This window comes from Qipengyuania sp. SM2512, assembly GCF_054954005.1.
Genome location: NZ_CM143134.1, coordinates 1,981,433 through 1,999,164, shown reverse-complemented (window position 1 = coordinate 1,999,164; position 17,732 = coordinate 1,981,433). Strand labels below are relative to the sequence as shown.

At 66.4% G+C, this 17,732-nt stretch carries 15 protein-coding genes; 8 read left to right on the top strand and 7 right to left on the bottom strand.

What is annotated here, in order from left to right; genetic code table 11:
* Positions 1-57: 57 nt before the first annotated feature.
* From purM to ACQ5J0_RS09975, 3 genes are read left to right on the top strand one after another with little or no spacing between them, the layout of a single operon-like run.
* Positions 58-1,155 (top strand): phosphoribosylformylglycinamidine cyclo-ligase, encoded by a 1,098-nt coding sequence (gene purM, locus ACQ5J0_RS09985; RefSeq protein ID WP_462567331.1) that lies wholly within the window; start codon positions 58-60, stop codon positions 1,153-1,155.
* On the top strand, positions 1,148-1,771 hold the full coding sequence (purN, locus tag ACQ5J0_RS09980) for a phosphoribosylglycinamide formyltransferase (protein ID WP_462567329.1): 624 nt from the start codon (positions 1,148-1,150) through the stop codon (positions 1,769-1,771). Before purM ends, purN begins: the two co-directional genes overlap by 8 nt.
* A 17-nt stretch (positions 1,772-1,788) precedes the next feature.
* Complete coding sequence (locus tag ACQ5J0_RS09975; protein WP_462567328.1) at positions 1,789-3,030, top strand: sulfotransferase family protein; 1,242 nt, start codon at positions 1,789-1,791, stop codon at positions 3,028-3,030.
* A gap of 48 nt (positions 3,031-3,078) precedes the next feature.
* Here the strand turns inward: ACQ5J0_RS09975 and ndk are convergent, their stop codons facing one another.
* The 5 genes from ndk to ACQ5J0_RS09950 all read right to left on the bottom strand — a co-directional run bounded on the left by ndk (position 3,079) and on the right by ACQ5J0_RS09950 (position 6,189).
* Positions 3,079-3,501: a nucleoside-diphosphate kinase gene (gene ndk / locus ACQ5J0_RS09970; RefSeq protein WP_462567327.1), complete on the bottom strand. Its 423-nt coding sequence runs from the start codon at positions 3,499-3,501 to the stop codon at positions 3,079-3,081.
* An 83-nt stretch (positions 3,502-3,584) separates the two neighbouring features.
* Complete coding sequence (locus tag ACQ5J0_RS09965) at positions 3,585-4,094, bottom strand: hypothetical protein (protein ID WP_462567326.1); 510 nt, start codon at positions 4,092-4,094, stop codon at positions 3,585-3,587.
* Positions 4,095-4,124: 30 nt separating this feature from the next.
* Positions 4,125-4,562 (bottom strand): DNA polymerase III subunit chi, encoded by a 438-nt coding sequence (locus tag ACQ5J0_RS09960; RefSeq protein ID WP_462567325.1) that lies wholly within the window; start codon positions 4,560-4,562, stop codon positions 4,125-4,127.
* Positions 4,563-4,566: 4 nt separating this feature from the next.
* A complete protein-coding gene (locus ACQ5J0_RS09955; protein ID WP_462570091.1) occupies positions 4,567-4,704 on the bottom strand; it encodes a DUF2256 domain-containing protein in 138 nt (45 codons plus the stop codon).
* A 30-nt stretch (positions 4,705-4,734) separates the two neighbouring features.
* Positions 4,735-6,189, bottom strand: a complete 1,455-nt coding sequence (locus ACQ5J0_RS09950; protein WP_462567323.1) for a leucyl aminopeptidase — start codon at positions 6,187-6,189, stop codon at positions 4,735-4,737.
* Between the two features lie 103 nt (positions 6,190-6,292).
* Here ACQ5J0_RS09950 and ACQ5J0_RS09945 point away from each other — a divergent pair, with 103 nt between their 5' ends.
* The 4 genes from ACQ5J0_RS09945 (at position 6,293) to rsmA (ending at position 12,123) form a co-directional block, all read left to right on the top strand.
* Positions 6,293-8,659 (top strand): LPS-assembly protein LptD, encoded by a 2,367-nt coding sequence (locus ACQ5J0_RS09945; protein WP_462567322.1) that lies wholly within the window; start codon positions 6,293-6,295, stop codon positions 8,657-8,659.
* Between the two features lie 208 nt (positions 8,660-8,867).
* Positions 8,868-10,178, top strand: a complete 1,311-nt coding sequence (locus tag ACQ5J0_RS09940; protein WP_462570090.1) for a peptidylprolyl isomerase — start codon at positions 8,868-8,870, stop codon at positions 10,176-10,178.
* 9 nt (positions 10,179-10,187) lie between these two features.
* The gene (pdxA, locus tag ACQ5J0_RS09935; protein ID WP_462567321.1) at positions 10,188-11,222 is read left to right on the top strand and encodes a 4-hydroxythreonine-4-phosphate dehydrogenase PdxA; all 1,035 of its coding nucleotides are present in this window, start codon (positions 10,188-10,190) and stop codon (positions 11,220-11,222) included.
* Positions 11,223-11,301: 79 nt separating this feature from the next.
* Positions 11,302-12,123: a 16S rRNA (adenine(1518)-N(6)/adenine(1519)-N(6))-dimethyltransferase RsmA gene (gene rsmA / locus ACQ5J0_RS09930; protein WP_462567320.1), complete on the top strand. Its 822-nt coding sequence runs from the start codon at positions 11,302-11,304 to the stop codon at positions 12,121-12,123.
* Between the two features lie 18 nt (positions 12,124-12,141).
* On the opposite strand, the gene ACQ5J0_RS09925 is transcribed toward rsmA, so the two are convergent.
* Positions 12,142-12,876, bottom strand: a complete 735-nt coding sequence (locus tag ACQ5J0_RS09925) for a Crp/Fnr family transcriptional regulator (RefSeq protein WP_462567319.1) — start codon at positions 12,874-12,876, stop codon at positions 12,142-12,144.
* A 431-nt stretch (positions 12,877-13,307) separates the two neighbouring features.
* On the opposite strand from ACQ5J0_RS09925, the gene ACQ5J0_RS09920 reads away from it, so the two are divergent.
* Entirely contained in the window at positions 13,308-15,548 is a 2,241-nt protein-coding gene (locus ACQ5J0_RS09920) for a sensor domain-containing phosphodiesterase (RefSeq protein WP_462567318.1), read from the top strand.
* A gap of 3 nt (positions 15,549-15,551) precedes the next feature.
* Here the strand turns inward: ACQ5J0_RS09920 and ACQ5J0_RS09915 are convergent, their stop codons facing one another.
* Positions 15,552-17,654: a malate synthase G gene (locus ACQ5J0_RS09915; RefSeq protein WP_462567317.1), complete on the bottom strand. Its 2,103-nt coding sequence runs from the start codon at positions 17,652-17,654 to the stop codon at positions 15,552-15,554.
* Positions 17,655-17,732 lie beyond the last annotated feature (78 nt).

Below are 17,732 nucleotides of genomic sequence, written 5' to 3'. Positions count from 1 at the left end.
CCGGCCTTTTGCCCAAAGCCCCGTGCGAATCCAAGCGGGAATGCTAAAGGACCGGGCATGAATGGCAAGAATTCCCCCTACACCTATGCCGATGCGGGCGTTTCGATCGCCGCGGGCAACGCGCTGGTCAATGCGATCGGGCCGCTGGCGAAGTCCACCGCGCGCCCCGGCGCCGACAGCGAGCTGGGGGGATTCGGCGGCTTCTTCGATCCCAAGGCGGCGGGTTATATCGACCCGCTGCTGGTCGCGGCCAACGACGGGGTCGGGACCAAGCTCAAACTGGCGATCGATCACGACCGCCACGACAGCGTCGGCGTGGATCTGGTCGCGATGTGCGTCAACGATCTCATCGTCCAAGGCGCCGAACCGCTGTTCTTTCTCGATTATTTCGCCACCGGCAAGCTCGAGAACGGGATCGCCGAACGTGTCGTCGCGGGTATCGCTGAGGGCTGCAAGCAGGCCGGCTGCGCGCTGATCGGCGGCGAGACAGCCGAAATGCCGGGCATGTACGCGCCGGGCGATTACGACCTCGCGGGCTTCTGCGTGGGCGCGGTCGAACGCGGCCAGCAGCTCACGGGCGAGCGAGTGGCGCCCGGACAGGTGCTGCTCGGGCTCGCCAGCTCGGGGGTCCATTCCAACGGCTATTCGCTGGTCCGGCGGCTGGCGGCGGATAAAGGCTGGCAGCTCGACGCACCAGCACCGTTCGCGCCCGAAACGGCGCTCGTCGATGCGCTGATCGAACCCACGCGGATCTATGTGAAGAGCCTGCTCGGGCCGATCCGCGCCGGGCAGATCGCCGCGCTGGCGCATATCACCGGGGGCGGGCTGCTGGAGAATATCCCGCGCGTGCTCCCCGAGGGCGCGCATGCGGTGGTCGATGCCGACGCCTGGGAGCAGCCCGGGCTGATGGCTTTCCTCCAGCAGCAGGGCGCGATCGAGCCGGCGGAGATGGCGCGGACCTTCAATTGCGGCGTGGGCATGGTGCTGGCGGTCGATCCGACCGATGTCGAGGCGTTGACCGAAGCGCTCGATACCGCGGGCGAGACGGTCCTGCGGATCGGCACCATTGAGGAAGGCGAGCGCGGCTGCACCGTTCGGGGCAGCGCCGGAAACTGGGGCGCCGATGCGGCCTGGGAGGCCCGTCACCTTGCCTGAAGGACACCGCGACAAGGCCAGGGTCGCGGTCTTCATTTCCGGACTGGGCACCAATATGGCCGCGCTGCTCTACGCCGGGCGCCAGCCGGGATCGCCCTATGAGGTGGTGCTGGTTGCGAGCAACGATCCGCAGGCCGAGGGGCTGGAGCTGGCGCGGGGCGAAGGCGTCGCCACTTTCGCGCAGTCGCACAGCGGCATGGCTCGCGCAGAGCACGATGCGGCGATGGAGCAGGCCGCCACCGATGCAGGCGCCGATTATATCGCGCTGGCGGGCTACATGCGGATTCTGACTCCCGGCTTCGTCGCGCGCTGGAAGGGGCGGATGCTCAACATCCACCCTTCCCTTTTGCCGCTCTATCCCGGGCTCGACACGCATGCCCGCGCCATCGCAGCGGGGGATGCCAGCGCCGGCGCGACGGTCCATCTGGTGAGCGACGAACTCGACATGGGCGAAGCGCTCGGGCGCGCCGAAGTGGCGATCCGCACCGGGGACACGCCCGAGAGCCTCGCAAGCCGCGTCCGTCTCGCCGAGCATCAGCTCTACCCCCGCGTGCTTGCGGAGTATGTGGCCCAAGACCATCGAACGCAGGCGTCGTGCGCCGGCGCAATGCGGTAGCAGGGCTCTTAGCCGCCATGTCCGCAACCCCGCCCCGCCCCCATCCGCTCGCCCGTTCCGGCTTCGCGCGCCACGCCGACCGCATAATCGCGCGGATTTGGCGGCACGGGCTGACCCCCAAGCCCCCGCTCGACCCCGAATTCCTGTGGCGCAAGGGCAGCGAGGGCTTCGAGGGAGAGGACGAAACCTCGATCCGAGCACCCGAAGACGTCGCCGATTTTCGCGACCGGGTCGAACATCTGTGCAGGAGCCTGACCGAGGAAGCCGCGCTCAATGCGCTGGGGCATACCCTGGCCTATGGTCAGATCACCGCGGCGATCCGCAAGCGCCATGCGCTTGGTCGGCTGTGGCGCGACCGGCCCGAACTCGCAACCACGCCAATCGCGCCGCCGATCGTAGTGGTGGGCCAGATGCGCGCCGGCACGACAAGGCTGCACCGGCTGCTTTCGGCCGATCCGGCGCATGCGGGCACGCGGTTCTGCAACGCGCTCGACCCGGTCCCGGCCAAGCCCGACTGGCGCCCGATCAAGAGCGGCTTCGCGCTGGCGCTGGCGCGGCGAATCAATCCCTGGCTCGATACGCTGCACCCCTTCGGCGCGACGCGAGTCGACGAGGAGATCAGCTGGCTCTCCTACGCGCTCGACGCCTGCACCTACGAGGCGCAGTGGCGCATTCCGAGCTTCGTCGCCTTCAACGAATCAACCGATCCTGCGCCGATATACCGCGAATTCGCGCGAATCCTGCGCACCGATGCGGCGGCGATGGGGAACGCCGAACTGCCGCGGGTGCTGAAGGTCCCGCAGTATTCGGAGGCTCTGCCGGCGCTGCTAGATCAGTTTCCCGACGCCCGAATCGTCGTCGCCCGGCGCGACGAGGAGGCGGTGCTGGAAAGCTCGGTTTCGATGGTTGCGAGCCAGTCCGCATTCCAGTCGGATCACGCCGATCTTGCTGCCATCCGAGCGGAATGGCGGCGGAAAATCGCGCTGCGAACTGCTCGGATCGAGGCCGCGCTGGCCCAATTCGACGGTCCGCTTGCCCGAGTGGACTTCGATGAGTTCGACTTCGACAGCGAGGCGGTCGTGAAGCGCATTTATAAGGATCTGAGAATCGGTTTTTCATCCGAAGCCCGGATTGCCATGCGCCGCGAAAACGCGCGCGCCTCGCGCGACAGCCATGGGCAACATCGCGCACAGATCTCCGGATTCAAATCGCGGGGTGCGGAACCGACCAGCCAGGCCGGGACGGTTCGTCAGACCTGAAACCGGCGGGGAGAAGGCGAGCAGCCTCGCCCTTCCCCGCCAGCCGGATCAGCCGACGATTTCGTCGTCGTTGAAGAAGAAGGCGATCTCGTTCGCGGCGTTCTCTTCGGAATCCGAACCATGGACCGAATTGGCCTCGATGTTCTCGGCATAGGCCTTGCGGATCGTGCCCTCGGCGGCATCGGCCGGGTTGGTCGCGCCCATCACGTCGCGGTTGCGCTTCACCGCATCCTCGCCCTCGAGCACCTGGACCACCACCGGGCCGCTGGTCATGAAGGTGACGAGTTCGCCGTAGAAGGGGCGATCCTTGTGGACCTCGTAAAAGCCCTTGGCCTGCTCTTCGGTCATCAGGATGCGCTTGGAAGCGACGACGCGCAGGCCGGCTTCCTCCAGCATCTTGGTGACCGCGCCGGTCAGGTTGCGGCGGGTGGCATCGGGCTTGATGATCGAAAAGGTGCGGGTGGTCGCCATCGGAAATATCCTCGTAGTCGCTGGGATGAAATTGTCGCGGGATTGGCCGCGCCACTAGCGCCGCGCCCGCTTGGCGGCAAGCGTCAGTTGAGTCCGCGGCGGACGGTGAGCTGGCCGGTGGTCTCCCCCGTGGCGCCGCTTGCCTGGAAGACAAAGCTGGTGCCGCCGGGCGCCTCGCCCGCGATCATCGTCATCGCTCCGGTCCGCATATCGAGTTCGATGTCGACCCCGGCGGCCTCGGCCTGGCGGCGATAGAAAGCGACCAGATCGGCGGGGCTGTCCTCGCTCGCCAGCGAGACCATCACGCCCGTGCCCTCGTCGCGGCCGATCTGGACCGTGTTGCGGATCGCGGCGCCGGGATAGATGCTGAAGCCCTCCGGCAGGCGAGGCACCACGGTTTCGCCCGCGTGCATGGTGGTGGTGCCGTCCTCATTGTAGACCACCGCGCGGGTCTCGCCGGTTTCGGGATCTACCTCGTAGCTGCCGGTCTCGAATTGCTGGACATCCTTGTCGGCTACCGTCGCCTCCTCGGGAGCGGGGCTGCAGGCTGCAAGGATCAGGCTGGCGGAAATGGCGGTGCCGGCGAGGCGCATGGAATTCTCCTTCGCCCGGTCAACGAGGCGTCACCCCACTTCGATCCAGCCGCCGTCCTCCTGTTTCCAGGCATGGCTCTCGATCGTGTCGCGGGCGCGGAAGCTGCGCCAGAGTTCGCGCGCGTTCTGCGTGGCACCGGCATCAAACAGCAGAAAGGCGCGCTCGAACCCGGTGGCCTCCACGCGCCAGATGCCGTCGGCGAGGATCACCATCCGCGCCTCGTTGGGCGCGGCGCAGGTCTCGGACAGCAGGATCGGCTGGCGCGCCGCGTGCGGCTCGCCCGCTTCGCCATGGGCGAGGAAATGCGTCCCGCCCTCGCTCCACAATGCACGCGAAATGCCCGCACGCCGTTCGCCATCGCCGCTCACCACCAGCATCCGGTGGCCGCCCTGCAGCGCCTTACGCGCGAGCAGCGGCACGACCTGTTCGACCGGATCGCGGCTCAGCTGGTAGAAATCGACCCGCATCGCCTCAGGCCGCCCTGGCGGCGCGGCAGCGATCGGAGCAGAACTTCACCTGCTCCCAATCGCGTGCCCATTTCTTGCGCCAAGCGAAGGGCAGGCCGCAGGCGGCACAGGTCTTCGACGGCAGGTCGCCCTTGCGCCGCATCCTGCCCGTGCCGCCTGCCACAAGCGCGGCTCAGCGCTCGATCGTATCGGCGACCAGCTGGTCTATCAGGCGTACGCCGAAGCCGCTCGCACCCTTGTCCCAGGTGGCACCCGGCTTGTCGGTCCACACCGTGCCGGCGATGTCGACATGCGCCCAGGGCGTGTCGTCCATGATGAAGCGCTGGAGGAATTGCGCCGCGGTGATCGACCCCGCCGCCTTGCCGCCGATGTTCTTCATGTCGGCGATCGGCGATTCGATCATCTTGTCGTAGGCGGGCCCCATCGGCATGCGCCAGACGCTGTCGCCGCTGGTCTTGCCGGCCTTGTCGAGATCGGACCAGAGCTCGTCATTGTTGGAGAAGACCCCGGCGTGCTCGTGACCGAGCGAGACGATAATCGCGCCTGTAAGCGTGGCGAAATCGACCACGCGGCCGGGTTTGAATTCCTGCTGCGTCCAGTGCAGCGCGTCGCACAGCACCAGCCGTCCCTCGGCATCGGTGTTGAGGATTTCGATGGTCTGTCCCGACATCGAGGTGACCACATCGCCCGGGCGCTGCGCCGCGCCATCGGGCATGTTCTCGACCAGCCCGATCACGCCGACGACATTGGCCTTGGCCTTGCGCTTGACCAGCGCGAGCATCCCGCCCGCGACCGCGCCGCCGCCGCCCATGTCCCATTTCATGTCTTCCATGCCGGGCCCGGGCTTGATCGAGATGCCGCCGGTGTCGAAGGTCACGCCCTTGCCGACGAAGGCCACTGGCGCCGTGCCTTCCTCGCCGCCGTTCCAGCGGATCGCGAGGATGCGCGATTCGCGCATCGAGCCCTGCCCGACGCCGAGCAGCGCGCCCATGCCGAGATCGTGCATCTGCGTCTCGTCGAGGACGATCAGCTCCGCGCCGGTACCCTCGAAGCGCTTCTGGCAGCGTTCGACGAAGCTTTCGGGATAGATCACATTGGCGGGTTCGGTGACCAGCTCGCGGGTGAACTCGACGCCTTCGGCAAGCGGCTCGACCGCTTTCCAGGCCGCTTCGCCGCTACCGGGCGCGTTGAAGACGGTAACGCTCTTGAGCGTGATCTTCTGTTCGTCCTTGAGTTTGGTGCGATAGACGTCGTAGCGCCAGTTGCGCAGCCGCAGACCCAGCAGCAGATGCGCCAGCTCGTCTGATTTGAGATTGCCCGCATCGAGACCGATCGTCTCGACCCCTGCGGATTGGAACTTCGCCGCCAGCGCCGCGCCGGCGCGCTCGAGATTGGCGGAGCGCTTGGCATCGCCCGGATCGCCGGCTCCGGCCACGGCGACGCGGATCACCGCCCCGTCGCGCTCGACGAAACCGTCGAAGACCTGGCCGGTGCGGCCCTTGAAGCGCGCCGCCTCGGCGCCTTGCTTCATGGCGGACTCGAGACTTTCGGGAAGCTTGCCCTTGTCGGCGGTTTGGGCGATGAGCCGCAGCCCTTCAGGACGGGACTGGCTAAATTCGATGTTCATGGGATCTCCCGGAATTCTGGATCGGGACGCTGCGGCTCCGGGCCACGGCGTCCCCTTTCGGATGCCGATTGCGATTAGGCGGACGCGGTGCGATAGGCAAGGCATGCCCTCGCCCCGCTGCCGCGCGCCCGGTTTTCGCCCGTTTCAGGCCCGCTTGCTTCAGGCGCGCCTGGCCGCGTCCGCCTGCGCGCTCGCCTTCATCCTCGCGCCGGGACATTTGGCCGCGCAGGAAGGCGCCGCCGCGGGAATGGCCACCGCGCAGGAGCAGATCGATCTTGCCCAGCCGCGCGACCCGGCAGAAACCAACCAGCCCGCGCTGGAGCTGCCGCAGGAACCGCAGCCGGCGCTGAGTGCGCAAGCGAGCGGCGGCGACGCGATCGATTTCGAGGCGCAGACGCTCAGCTTCGACGAAGAGACCGACACGGTCACCGCCGCGGGTAATGTGGTGCTGCGCAGCGGCGACCGATCGGTGCGCGCCGACAATGTCAGCTGGAACCGGCAGAGCGGCGAGATCCTCGCGACCGGCCGGGTTCGCTTCGTCGACGAGAACGGCAACCAGCTCTACACCGAATCCGTCACGCTGACCGACGAATTCGAGACCGGCGCAATGGAAGACCTGTTGCTCGCCTTGCGCCAGGGCGGGCGGTTGGCGGCGCAATCGGGGCTGCGCGAGGCGGATGGCACGATCACGCTCTCGCAGGCGGCCTACAGCGCCTGCGCGGTGACAACCCCTGCCGGTTGCGACAAATCGCCCAGTTGGCGCATCACCGCCGAACGGGTGAGCTACGATCCGCAAAGCAGCGAGGTGCGGTTCCGCAACGCCTATCTCGAGCTGTTCGGGGCGCGTATCCTGCCGCTGCCGGGGCTGGCCATCCGCACCGATGGCGGCGCGGTGGCGGGTTTCCTGGTGCCCGATCTGCGGGTTTCGGAGAGCAATGGCGTCGAGGTCAGCGGGAGCTATTACTGGCGTCTGGCGGAGAACCGCGACCTGACCGCCAGCGCCTATCTGTTCACCGGCGCGCCGCCGATGGCGAGCGCACAATACCGCCAGCTGGCGGACCGGGGCGCGTTCCAGATCACCGGCTACGCCACCTACAGCAGCCGCAGCTCCACCTTCACCGGCGAGCCGACCAGCGAGCGCGATCCGCGCGGCTATCTGTTCGCCAACGGAAAATTCCAGTTCACGCCGGAATGGAGCCTGACCGGCTCGCTGCGGGTGGCGAGCGACCGGACCTTCCTGCGCCGCTACGACATCAGCCGCGACGAGCGCCTGCGCTCGATGGTCGAGCTCGAGCGGGTCGACCGCGATTCCTATCTTTCGATCGCCGGCTGGGCGACACAGACGCTGCGGCTCGGCGCATCGCAGGGACAGGTCCCGCTGGCGCTGCCCGCAATCGACTACCGCAAGCGGCTCGCCGACCCGTTGCTGGGCGGCAAGGTCGAACTGCAAGCCAACAGCCTAGCGATCCTGCGCCAGGACGGGCAGGACACCCAGCGTGCCTTCGCCCGCGCGCGCTGGGATCTGCGGCGGATCACCGGGCTGGGACAGGTGGTCCAGCTGACCGGCCTGCTGCGCGGCGACGTCTATCATTCGGACGAGAATTTCCTTACCCCCACGGCGCTCTACCGCGGCGAACCGGGATGGCAAGGGCGCGGTATCGCGCTCGCCGCAGTCGACGTCCTCTGGCCGCTGGTGGGCGAATTCGCCGGCGGCGAACAGGTGTTCACCCCGCGAGTACAATTGGTCGCCACTCCGCCGATCCGCAACCTGGCGATTCCCAACGAGGATGCCCGCGCGATCGATCTTGAGGATTCCAACCTCTTCGCGCTCAACCGCTTCCCCGGCTACGACCGGGTCGAGGACGGGGTGCGGCTGACCTACGGCTTCGACTGGCAGCTGCGGCGGCCGGGGTGGGAGGTCAAGTCCACGCTGGGCCAGTCCTTCCGGCTCGCGCGCGACCTGGGGATCCTGATCGACGGCACCGGCCTGTCCGAACGCGTTTCCGATGTGGTCGGGCGCACCGAAGTGCGGTTCCGCGATTTCGTCAAGTTCACCCACCGCTTCCGCCTCGACAAGGACAGCCTCGCGATCCGCCGCAACGAGATCGACGCCACCGTGGGTTCGGCGCGCACCTATGCCGAGATCGGCTATCTGCGGCTCAACCGCGACATTACCGAGGTCGAGGATCTGCAGGATCGCGAGGAATTGCGCGCCGCGGTGCGCGTGGCCTTCCTCGACTATTGGTCGGTGTTTGGTTCGGGCGTCTTCAACCTCACCGATCAGGCCGAGGACCCGACTTTCGCCTCCGACGGCTTCGAGGCGATCCGCACCAGGCTGGGGGTCGCCTATCAGGACGACTGCATCGAGATGGGCCTGACCTGGCGCCGCGACTATATCAGCAACGGCGATGCCGAGCGCGGCGACACCTTCCAGCTCTATTTCAGCCTGCGCAATCTGGGCTTCCGCTGAGCGCATTCCGCCCCGCGCCGGGGCACACCCCGCTTCGCCGTGCGCGGCCCCGTTGGCAGCGCGCCGCAAACGCGCTATCCGGCGCGCCAATCAGCTACGGTTAAGCCTGGCACAGCCAGTGACCGCAGCCATATCCGGGCGCCCGAGAGCGGCGCTGCATTGGGACGATATATACGTGACGCGCAAAACGCTTTCCAATCTGGTTTCCATGGTCGCGCTGGCTGGCCTCGTGGCGGCACCGACCGCCGCGTCGGCTCAGATTTCGCCGCCGAGCGCGAACACGCTCGACCTGCCCGAGAACATCACCATCGTGGGTTCGCAGACGCCCAATCTGCGCAGCGCCACCGCGGTGGTGAACGGCGCGGTCATCACGGGCACCGATATCGACCACCGCGTTGCACTGGTCACTGCGGCGAGCGAGAACGAGACCGCCGGCGAGGAACTGCAGCGGCTGCGGATGCAGGTGCTGCGCAATCTGATCGACGAAACGCTGCAGATCCAGGAAGCAGAGGCGCAGGAAATCGCGATCGCGCCCGAAGAGATCAACCAGACCTATGCGCGGCTCGCGCAGCAGAATTTCGGCCAGAACGTCGGAGCGATGGATGCCTATCTGATCGGGATCGGCTCCTCGCCGGTCTCGCTCAAGCGCCAGATCCAGGGCGAACTTGCGTGGCAGCGGCTGCTGCGCCGCAATGTCGCGCCCTTCATCAATGTCTCCGAGGAGGAAGTGAACGAGCTGCTCGAACGGCTCGAAGCCTCGCGCGGCACCGAGGAGCACCGGCTGGGCGAGATCTTCCTGTCCGCCACGCCCGAAAGCCAGGCTGCGGTTCAGCAGAATGCCACGCGGATCATCGAGCAGATCCGCGAGGGCGGCAGCTTCGTGGGTTATGCCCGCCAGTTCTCCGAAGCCTCAACCGCGGCGGTCGGCGGCGATCTCGGCTGGGTGCGGCTGGCGCAATTGCCCGCCGAACTCGCCACCGTGGCGCGCGAGATGCAGCCCGGCCAGCTGGTCGGCCCGGTCCCCGTCCCCGGCGGCTTCTCGATCCTCTATCTGATCGACAAGCGCCAGGTTCTGACCGCCGATCCGCGCGATGCGCTGCTCAGCCTCAAGCAGATCTCGATCGGCTTCGAGCCGGGCACCACCGAAGCGCAGGCCACCGCCCGCGCCGGCGAATTCGCGCAGGCGATGCAGTCGATCCGGGGCTGCGGCGATGCCGAAAGCGCGGCGGGAGCAATCGGGGCGAACGTGGTCACCAACGACCAGATCCGCGCGCGCTCGCTGCCCGAATCGCTGCAGAACGCCGTGCTCCAGTTGCAGATCGGCCAGACCACACCGCCCTTCGGTTCGGTGGAAGACGGCATTCGCGTGCTGATGCTGTGCGGCCGCGACGATCCGCAGGCCGAAGCCGGCCCCGACTTCGACCAGCTGATGGGCCAGATCGAAGACGAACGCATCAACAAGCGTGCGCAGCGCTATCTGCGCGACCTGCGCAACGACGCCTATATCGTCTACAATTGAGCTTGGCGGGTGAGCGGGTCGCGCCAGCCCAGCGAAGTCCCGCCGCTCGCCCTCTCGCTGGGCGATCCGTCCGGGATCGGCCCCGAGCTGATCGCCGAGGCATGGTTCCAGCGCCGTTCGCTGGGCCTTGAACCCTTCGTGGTGGTCGGCGGCGCGACCGTGCTGCACGGTGCCGCGCGCAGCCGCGGTCTCGATCTCCCGATCATCGCCGTGGATGCCGTCGGCGCGGTGGGCCCGGAACTGTTCGACTGCGGCCTTCCCGTATTCTCATCGCATGACGGTGCCTATGCGCCCGGCAAGCCCGACCTGGCGGGTGCGCGGCTGGCGCTGCATTCGTTGACCGAAGCCTGCCGCGCGGTGCGCGAGGGCGAAGCCGCCGCACTGGTCACGCTCCCGGTTGCCAAGTCGCAGCTGGCGCTGGCGGGCTTCGGCCATCCCGGTCAGACCGAGTTTCTTGCGCAGCAATGCGGCGTGTCCGAGCGCGACGCGGTGATGATGCTGGCCGGGCCGAGCCTGCGGGCGGTGCCGCTCACGGTCCACTGCCCGCTGGCCGAGGTTTCGGGGCGGCTGACAGCCGAACTCATCATCCACAAGGCGCGCATCGTCGCGCAGGCGCTGCGTGACGATTTCGGCATCGATCATCCGCGTCTGGCGCTGGCCGGGCTCAACCCCCACGCGGGCGAGGACGGGCGAATGGGGAGCGAGGAAATCCGCGTGATCGCCCCCGCCATTGCCGCGCTGCGCGAGCAAGGGGTCGACGCGACCGGTCCGCATCCCGGCGATGCGCTGTTCACCGCCCGTGCGCGCGCGACCTACGACGTGGCGCTGGCGATGTATCACGACCAGGCGCTGATTCCGCTCAAGGCGCTCGATTTCGACGAGGGGGTCAATGTGACGCTCGGCCTGCCGATCGTGCGCACCAGCCCCGACCACGGCACCGCCTTCGCCATTGCCGGGGAAGGCATCGCCGATCCCGGCGCGACCTTCGCCGCGCTGCGGATGGCGAGCGAATGCGCGGCGCGGCGGCTTGGCAGCAAGGCCTGAGCCTTTCCTGCATTACTGCAAACCGCCGATGCGATGGATTGCTTCGCTTCGCTCGCAATGACGGGCTAAGGGCAGCGACATGCACCCCGCCCTCCCCCCCTTGCGCGAAGTCATCGCCCGGCACGGTCTCAGCGCCTCCAAGGCGCTCGGCCAGAACTTCCTCTTCGACGAGCACCTTCTCGACCGGATCGCCGCCGTTCCCGGCGATTTGCAGGACTGCGCCGTTCTCGAGATCGGCCCCGGCCCCGGCGGCCTCACCCGCGCTCTGCTGCGGGCCGGCGCGCGGGTCACGGCGATCGAGATGGACCGACGGTGCCTCCCCGCGCTCGCCGAACTCGAGGAGGCCTTTCCGGGCCGCTTGAGGGTGATCGAGGGCGATGCGCTTAAGCTCGACCATGACGCGATCATGGGAGAACCCCACGCCGTGGTCGCCAACCTGCCCTACAATATCGGCACCGCGCTGTTCGTGCGCTGGCTCGGCGGGCAGGACTGGCCGCCGCGCTGGACCTCGCTGACGCTGATGTTCCAGCAGGAGGTCGCACAGCGCATCGTCGCCGCCCCGGGCAGCAAGGCCTATGGCCGGCTGGCCGTGCTCGCGCAGTGGCGCACGAGCGCGCGATTGGCGATGAAGGTCCACCGCAGCGCCTTCACCCCTCCGCCCAAGGTGATGAGCGCGATCGTCCATGTCGAACCCGGAACGATGCCGGAGGGGGTGAGCGCGCACCGGCTCGAACGGCTGACCGAGGCCGCCTTCGGTCAACGCCGCAAGATGCTGCGCCAGAGCCTGAAGGGTGTGCCCGGCGCGCTGGAGACGCTCGAGACGCTGCGGATCGATCCGCAACGCCGGGCCGAAACGCTGGCGGTGGAGGAATTCGTCGCCATCGCGCGCCTGCTGAGCTAGCCGGCGCGCAGCCGCGGTTCAGACGCCAGCGGCCGGATTGTCCCGCGTCAGCCGGAGATAGGTCGGCGAAAAATCCCCGGCCGAGGCGAGCATCGTCCAATCGAGCACCCGGATCACGCGCCGTTCGCGCGCGATCAGCCCGTCGGTTTCTAGCTCCTTCAGCACGCGGCTGACATGCATCGGCGTCACTCCGATGATGTCGGAAATCTGCTCCTGGGTCAGCGGCAAGACGAAGTCGTGCAGCTCGGTCTCTTGCGAATGCGACAGCCGTACCGACAGTTCGCACAGCAGATAGGCGACCTTGGTCCGCGAATCCCGCCTGCCCAGATTGGCCATCCACTCGCGCGAAATTGCCGATTTGATCAGCGTATCGCGAAACAGAGCCTTGCCGATACTCGGGCATTCGAACATCACCTGGACGAGTTCTTCGCATTCGAAATTATACAGTTTGCACTCGGAAATCGCCTGCACATTGTAGTCGATCGAGGGCAGGAACAAGGCGTCGAAATCCAGCAGTTCTCCGGCGAAAAACATGCCGACGATCTGCCGCCCTCCGCTCCCGACGATCTTGTGGCCGGCAGCGATGCCGGAAACCAGCAGCGAACAGGTGCTGGGAGTGGCCCCATCGCGAACCGAGAACGCGCCGGGTGCCAATTGCCTCGATGCGCTTCCGAGCGAATTGAGCCTGGCGACATCGCCATCACCCAGGTCGGAGTGTTTCCGCAATCGGTCGATAAACTTCTGAAGCGACACGCAGGCGTCCCCTTTAGGCCGAACCTCAGCGGTCCTGCGGTGCACTCCCACAAGGCAACCACAAATTAACCGGCACGGTATAGCCCATGTTCATAGCATAGATCGTATACATAGCTTGGATTCGCGGATCTGGCGGTCTAGGGGTGATAAAACCCTTGTTCTGTTATTCGGCCTCGTCCGCAAAGACTTATTATAGAGGGTTTACCGAGAAGCAAGGTTCTTGCTCCTCCCGGCCCGAGGTCGGGGGCACGAACTGAAGCCGCTGCCAGGTGGGCCAGCGCGGACGCCAGGGTCCGAGCAGACGGGATATGGGGCGCGCCGCCCCGGTCTGTTCTTCTCCCTTCACACCGGAGAAAATCCGGCGCCTGAAGATCGGTCTATAAGTACACTAATGGGTTGTTAACCCGTCGCGATTGAGTGGAGCCAAATGTTTGGAACACCGACCTCACGAGGAGCCCAATAGAGGGCGCCTCGCATCTTCTTTCGACAATGTCGCCGATCATGTCCGGGCCTCGCTCGACCGGATTGTCTCCCATTGCGCGGCCGAGTTCGACTGTTCGATCTCGCTGGTGTCGGTGGCCGAGCCAGCGCAGCTGAGGGTGCTGGCGGCGACGGGAATCGAAGCCGGCGAGGTGCCGTTGGAGACTTCGTTCTGTATTCACGCGATCCGATCGCAGCAGCCGCTGGTCGTCGACGACGCGCTCGAGGATCCCCGCTTCTGCGGGAACGAATTCGTCCACGGCGACCCGCCGATCCGCAGCTACATGGCCTATCCGCTGCGGCATTCGCGCGGGTGCTATATCGGGACGCTGTGCATCATCGACAGCCGCCCCCACCGCTTCACCAGCGCCGATCTCGTTAAGCTGAAGACCTATGCCGGGGTCGTCGAGGATATTCTCGAACTGCACACCATTCACCTAGACGGACAGGAACTGAACGAAGAGGTGCAGGAGCAGAACCGTCGGCTGCTCACCTCGAACCGGTTGCTGCGCCAAGCCGAAGCGGTGGCAAAAATGGGCGCCTGGGAGCTCGAGATCGCCACCCAGAAGCTCAAATGGTCCGAAGGGGCGCTGGCCGTTTTCGATGGCACTCAGTTCGAGAGCATTTCATTCGAAGCAGCAATCTCGCGCTATGAGCGTGACGATCAAGGCACAATGCGTAGACTGTTCGACGAGCTCATAAGCTCAGGAAAAACCTTCGACTTCGAGACATATCTGTACATCCCACAGGGCGGAGCGAAGCGCGTCCGCATCGTTGCCGAGCGGATCGAAGGCGACATCACCCACCCGGCCCGCGTCGTCGGGATTCTGCAGGACGTCACCGAAAGCTACCAGAGGGACATGGCGCTGCGTCATGCCGCCGAGCACGACAGCCTTACCGGGCTGCACAATCGCTTCGCCTTCGACCGGCTGCTCCAGCAAAGACTCTCCAACAGCAAGAGCCTGCGCGATACGATTGCGGTCCTGCTGATCGATCTCGACGGCTTCAAGGATGTCAACGATGCGGTCGGCCACATGGTCGGCGACATCATTCTCGAAGAGGTCGGCGAACGGATTTCCAAGGCCACGCCGGATGGCGGCTTCGCAGCGCGCTGGGGCGGCGACGAGTTCGCTATCGTCCTGCCGGCAAAAACCAGCGGCGCAATGGCCGAGAAGATCGGCGCGCAGTTGATCCAGCAATTGCGCTACCGCTCGGAAATCTCCGGCCATCTGATCGAACTGGGCGCCACCGCAGGGCTAGCGATCGGAACGAGCGGAACCAGCGTCAAGGAACTCGTCCGCCGGGCCGACACCGCGCTCTACCACGGCAAGAAACGCGATCCGGGCAAGGTCCATGTCTACGAGGCCGGGCTGGAACAGGCGAATGTCGCTCGCCAATACGCGCTCAACGAAGTGCGCAGCGCAATCCGCGAAGACCGCATCTTCCCCGGCTACCAGCCGGTGGTCGAACTGCGCACCGGGCGACTGATCGGGTTCGAGGCGCTGATGCGGCTCAACAGCCGGAGCGGCCGCCGCATCACCGCGACCGAAGTCTTCCCCGCGCTGATCGATCCGATCCTCTCGCGCGAGGTCAGCGCCTGCATGATCGAGCAAGTCTCGAACGAATTCGCGGCGCTCGAGCGCTGCGCGCCGGCGCTCGATTTCGTCAGCATCAACGCCAGCGAAGCCGATCTGCTGACGAGCGGCTTCGCCAGGCAGTTCATGGCCGCGATGCGCAAGAAGCGGGTCGATCTGTCGCGGATCACGCTGGAAGTGACCGAGACCATGCTGCTGGTCGACAACACCCAGGCGGTTCAGCGCGTTCTCACCGAACTGCGCGACAATGGGGTGAGCATCGCTCTCGACGATTTCGGCACCGGCTATTCCTCGCTCAGTCACCTCCGCGATTTTCCAATCGACAAGGTCAAGATCGACGGCAGTTTCGTCCAGGCGATGGCCACCGACCAGCAGGCCACCAAGATCGTCCGCGCGCTGATCGGAATGGCCAACAGCATGGGATTGACCGTGATCGCCGAAGGTGTCGAGACCGAAACCCAGAGCCGCCTGCTCCAGCAGATGGGCTGCCAGCTGGGACAGGGATTCCTGTTCGGTCACGCCGAGGAACTTGGGCGGCTGACGCTGGGGCGCGATCGCAGCTACAAGCTGCACGCGTTCGCCACGGCGGCAGCCTAGGCGCTATCCCGACTTCTTGCGGGCCCGCCAGGCGTGGAGCAGCGGCTCGGTATAGCCGCTGGGCTGCGCGGCGCCCTCGAAGATCAGCGCCTTTGCGGCACTGAACGCGGCGCCGTCCTCATTGGCAAGCAAGGCTTCATAGCTCGGATCGCGAGCGTTCTGCTCGTCCACCTTGGCGGCCATGCGGCGCAGCGAATCCATCACCTGCTCCTCGCTGACCACGCCGTGGAGCAGCCAGTTGGCGATGTGCTGCGAGGAAATCCGCAAGGTAGCGCGGTCCTCCATCAGCCCGACATCGTCGATATCCGGGACCTTGGAGCAGCCGACCCCCTGGTCGATCCAGCGCACCACATAGCCGAGCAGCCCCTGGCAATTGTTGTCGAGCTCGTCGCGGATCTCGTCCTCGGACCAGTTCACCCCCTCGGCGAGCGGGATGGTCAGCAGGTCGTCGAGCCCCGGCATTTCGGCAAGCCCCTGCTGCAGCTCGAACACGTCCTCGCGGTGGTAGTGGATCGCGTGGAGCGTAGCGGCGGTCGGGCTCGGCACCCAGGCGGTGTTGGCGCCGGCACGCAGATGGCCGATCTTCTCCAGCATCATCTTGCCCATCAGATCGGGCGCGGCCCACATGCCCTTGCCGATCTGCGCGCGGCCCGAGAGCCCGTGGCGCAGGCCGATGCCGACATTGCGCGCCTCATAGGCCTTCAGCCAGGGGCTGTCCTTCATCGCGCCCTTGCGCAGCATCGCGCCGGCCTGCATCGAGGTGTGGATCTCGTCGCCGGTGCGGTCGAGAAAGCCGGTGTTGATGAAGACGATGCGGTCCTTCACCGCATGGATGCAGGAGGCCAGATTGGCGCTCGTGCGGCGCTCCTCGTCCATCACCCCGACCTTCATCGTGTGGCGCGGCAGACCGAGCAGGTCCTCGACCGCATCGAACAGGTCATCGGTGAACGCGCATTCCTCGGGCCCGTGCATCTTGGGTTTGACGATATAGATCGAGCCGCTGCGGCTGTTGCCGAAGCGGGTCTTGCCCGCCACATCCAGAGCTCCGATCGCCCCGGTGACGATCGCATCCATCAGCCCCTCGGGGATATTTTCGCCCGCGAACCGCATCGCCGGGTTGGTCATCAAATGGCCGACATTGCGCACGAACATCAGGCTGCGCCCCGGGAGCGCGAAATCCTGCCCCTGCGGATCGGTGTAGCGGTGGTCGTCGGCGAGCTGGCGAGTCACGGTGTTGCCGCCCTTGGCGAAGCTTTCTTCCAGATCTCCGCGGATCACGCCGAGCCAGTTGCGATAGCCGAGCAGCTTGTCGTCGGCATCGACCGCGGCGACCGAATCTTCCAGATCGGCGATGGTGGTGAGCGCCGCCTCGAGCAGGACGTCGCTGATCCCCGCCTTGTCCTGCTGCCCCACGGGACTGGCGGGGTCGAACTGGACCTCGATATGCAGGCCGTTGTTGCGGAACAGCAGCGCGTTCTCGCCCCTGCCGACGAGCTGCCCGGGGTCGGCCAGCGGAACGCCGTCATCCAGCGGCGCCACGAGCTTGGCCCACCTCGCGCCTTCTGCGAGCGGCAGTGCCTGGTCGAGAAAGCGTCTGGCCTCGGCGATCACCGCCTGGCCGCGGAGTTCGTCATAGCCGCCCGGCAGCGCGGGGGGCGCATCGAGCGTGTCGGTGCCGTAGAAGGCGTCGTAGAGGCTCCCCCAGCGCGCATTGGCGGCGTTGAGCAGGAAGCGCGCGTTGAGGATCGGCACCACCAGCTGGGGGCCGGCCATGGTCGCGATCTCTGGATCGACATTCTCGGTTCCGATCGTGAACGCGCCCGGCTCGGGTACGAGATAACCGATTTCAGTCAGAAAGGCGCGATAGGACGCCGCATCATGCGGCTGGCCGACGCGCTCGCGGTGCCAGTCGTCGATCCTGGTCTGCAATTCCTCGCGCCTGGCCAGCAGCGCGCGGTTGCGCGGCACGAACGCGCCAAGCAGCTCTGCACAGCCCGACCAAAATTCTCCGGCATCGCGCCCTAGCGGGGCAAGCACTTCGCTTTCGAGGAATTCGGCCAGCGCGGTATCCACCTCGATACCGGCGCGCGTGGTGTAATCATTCATGGAATCTGCTCACCCGGATTGCGACCGCGCAAGCAGGCGGCCAGACGTTAACGAATCCCGGGGAGGAGATGGCGCGCA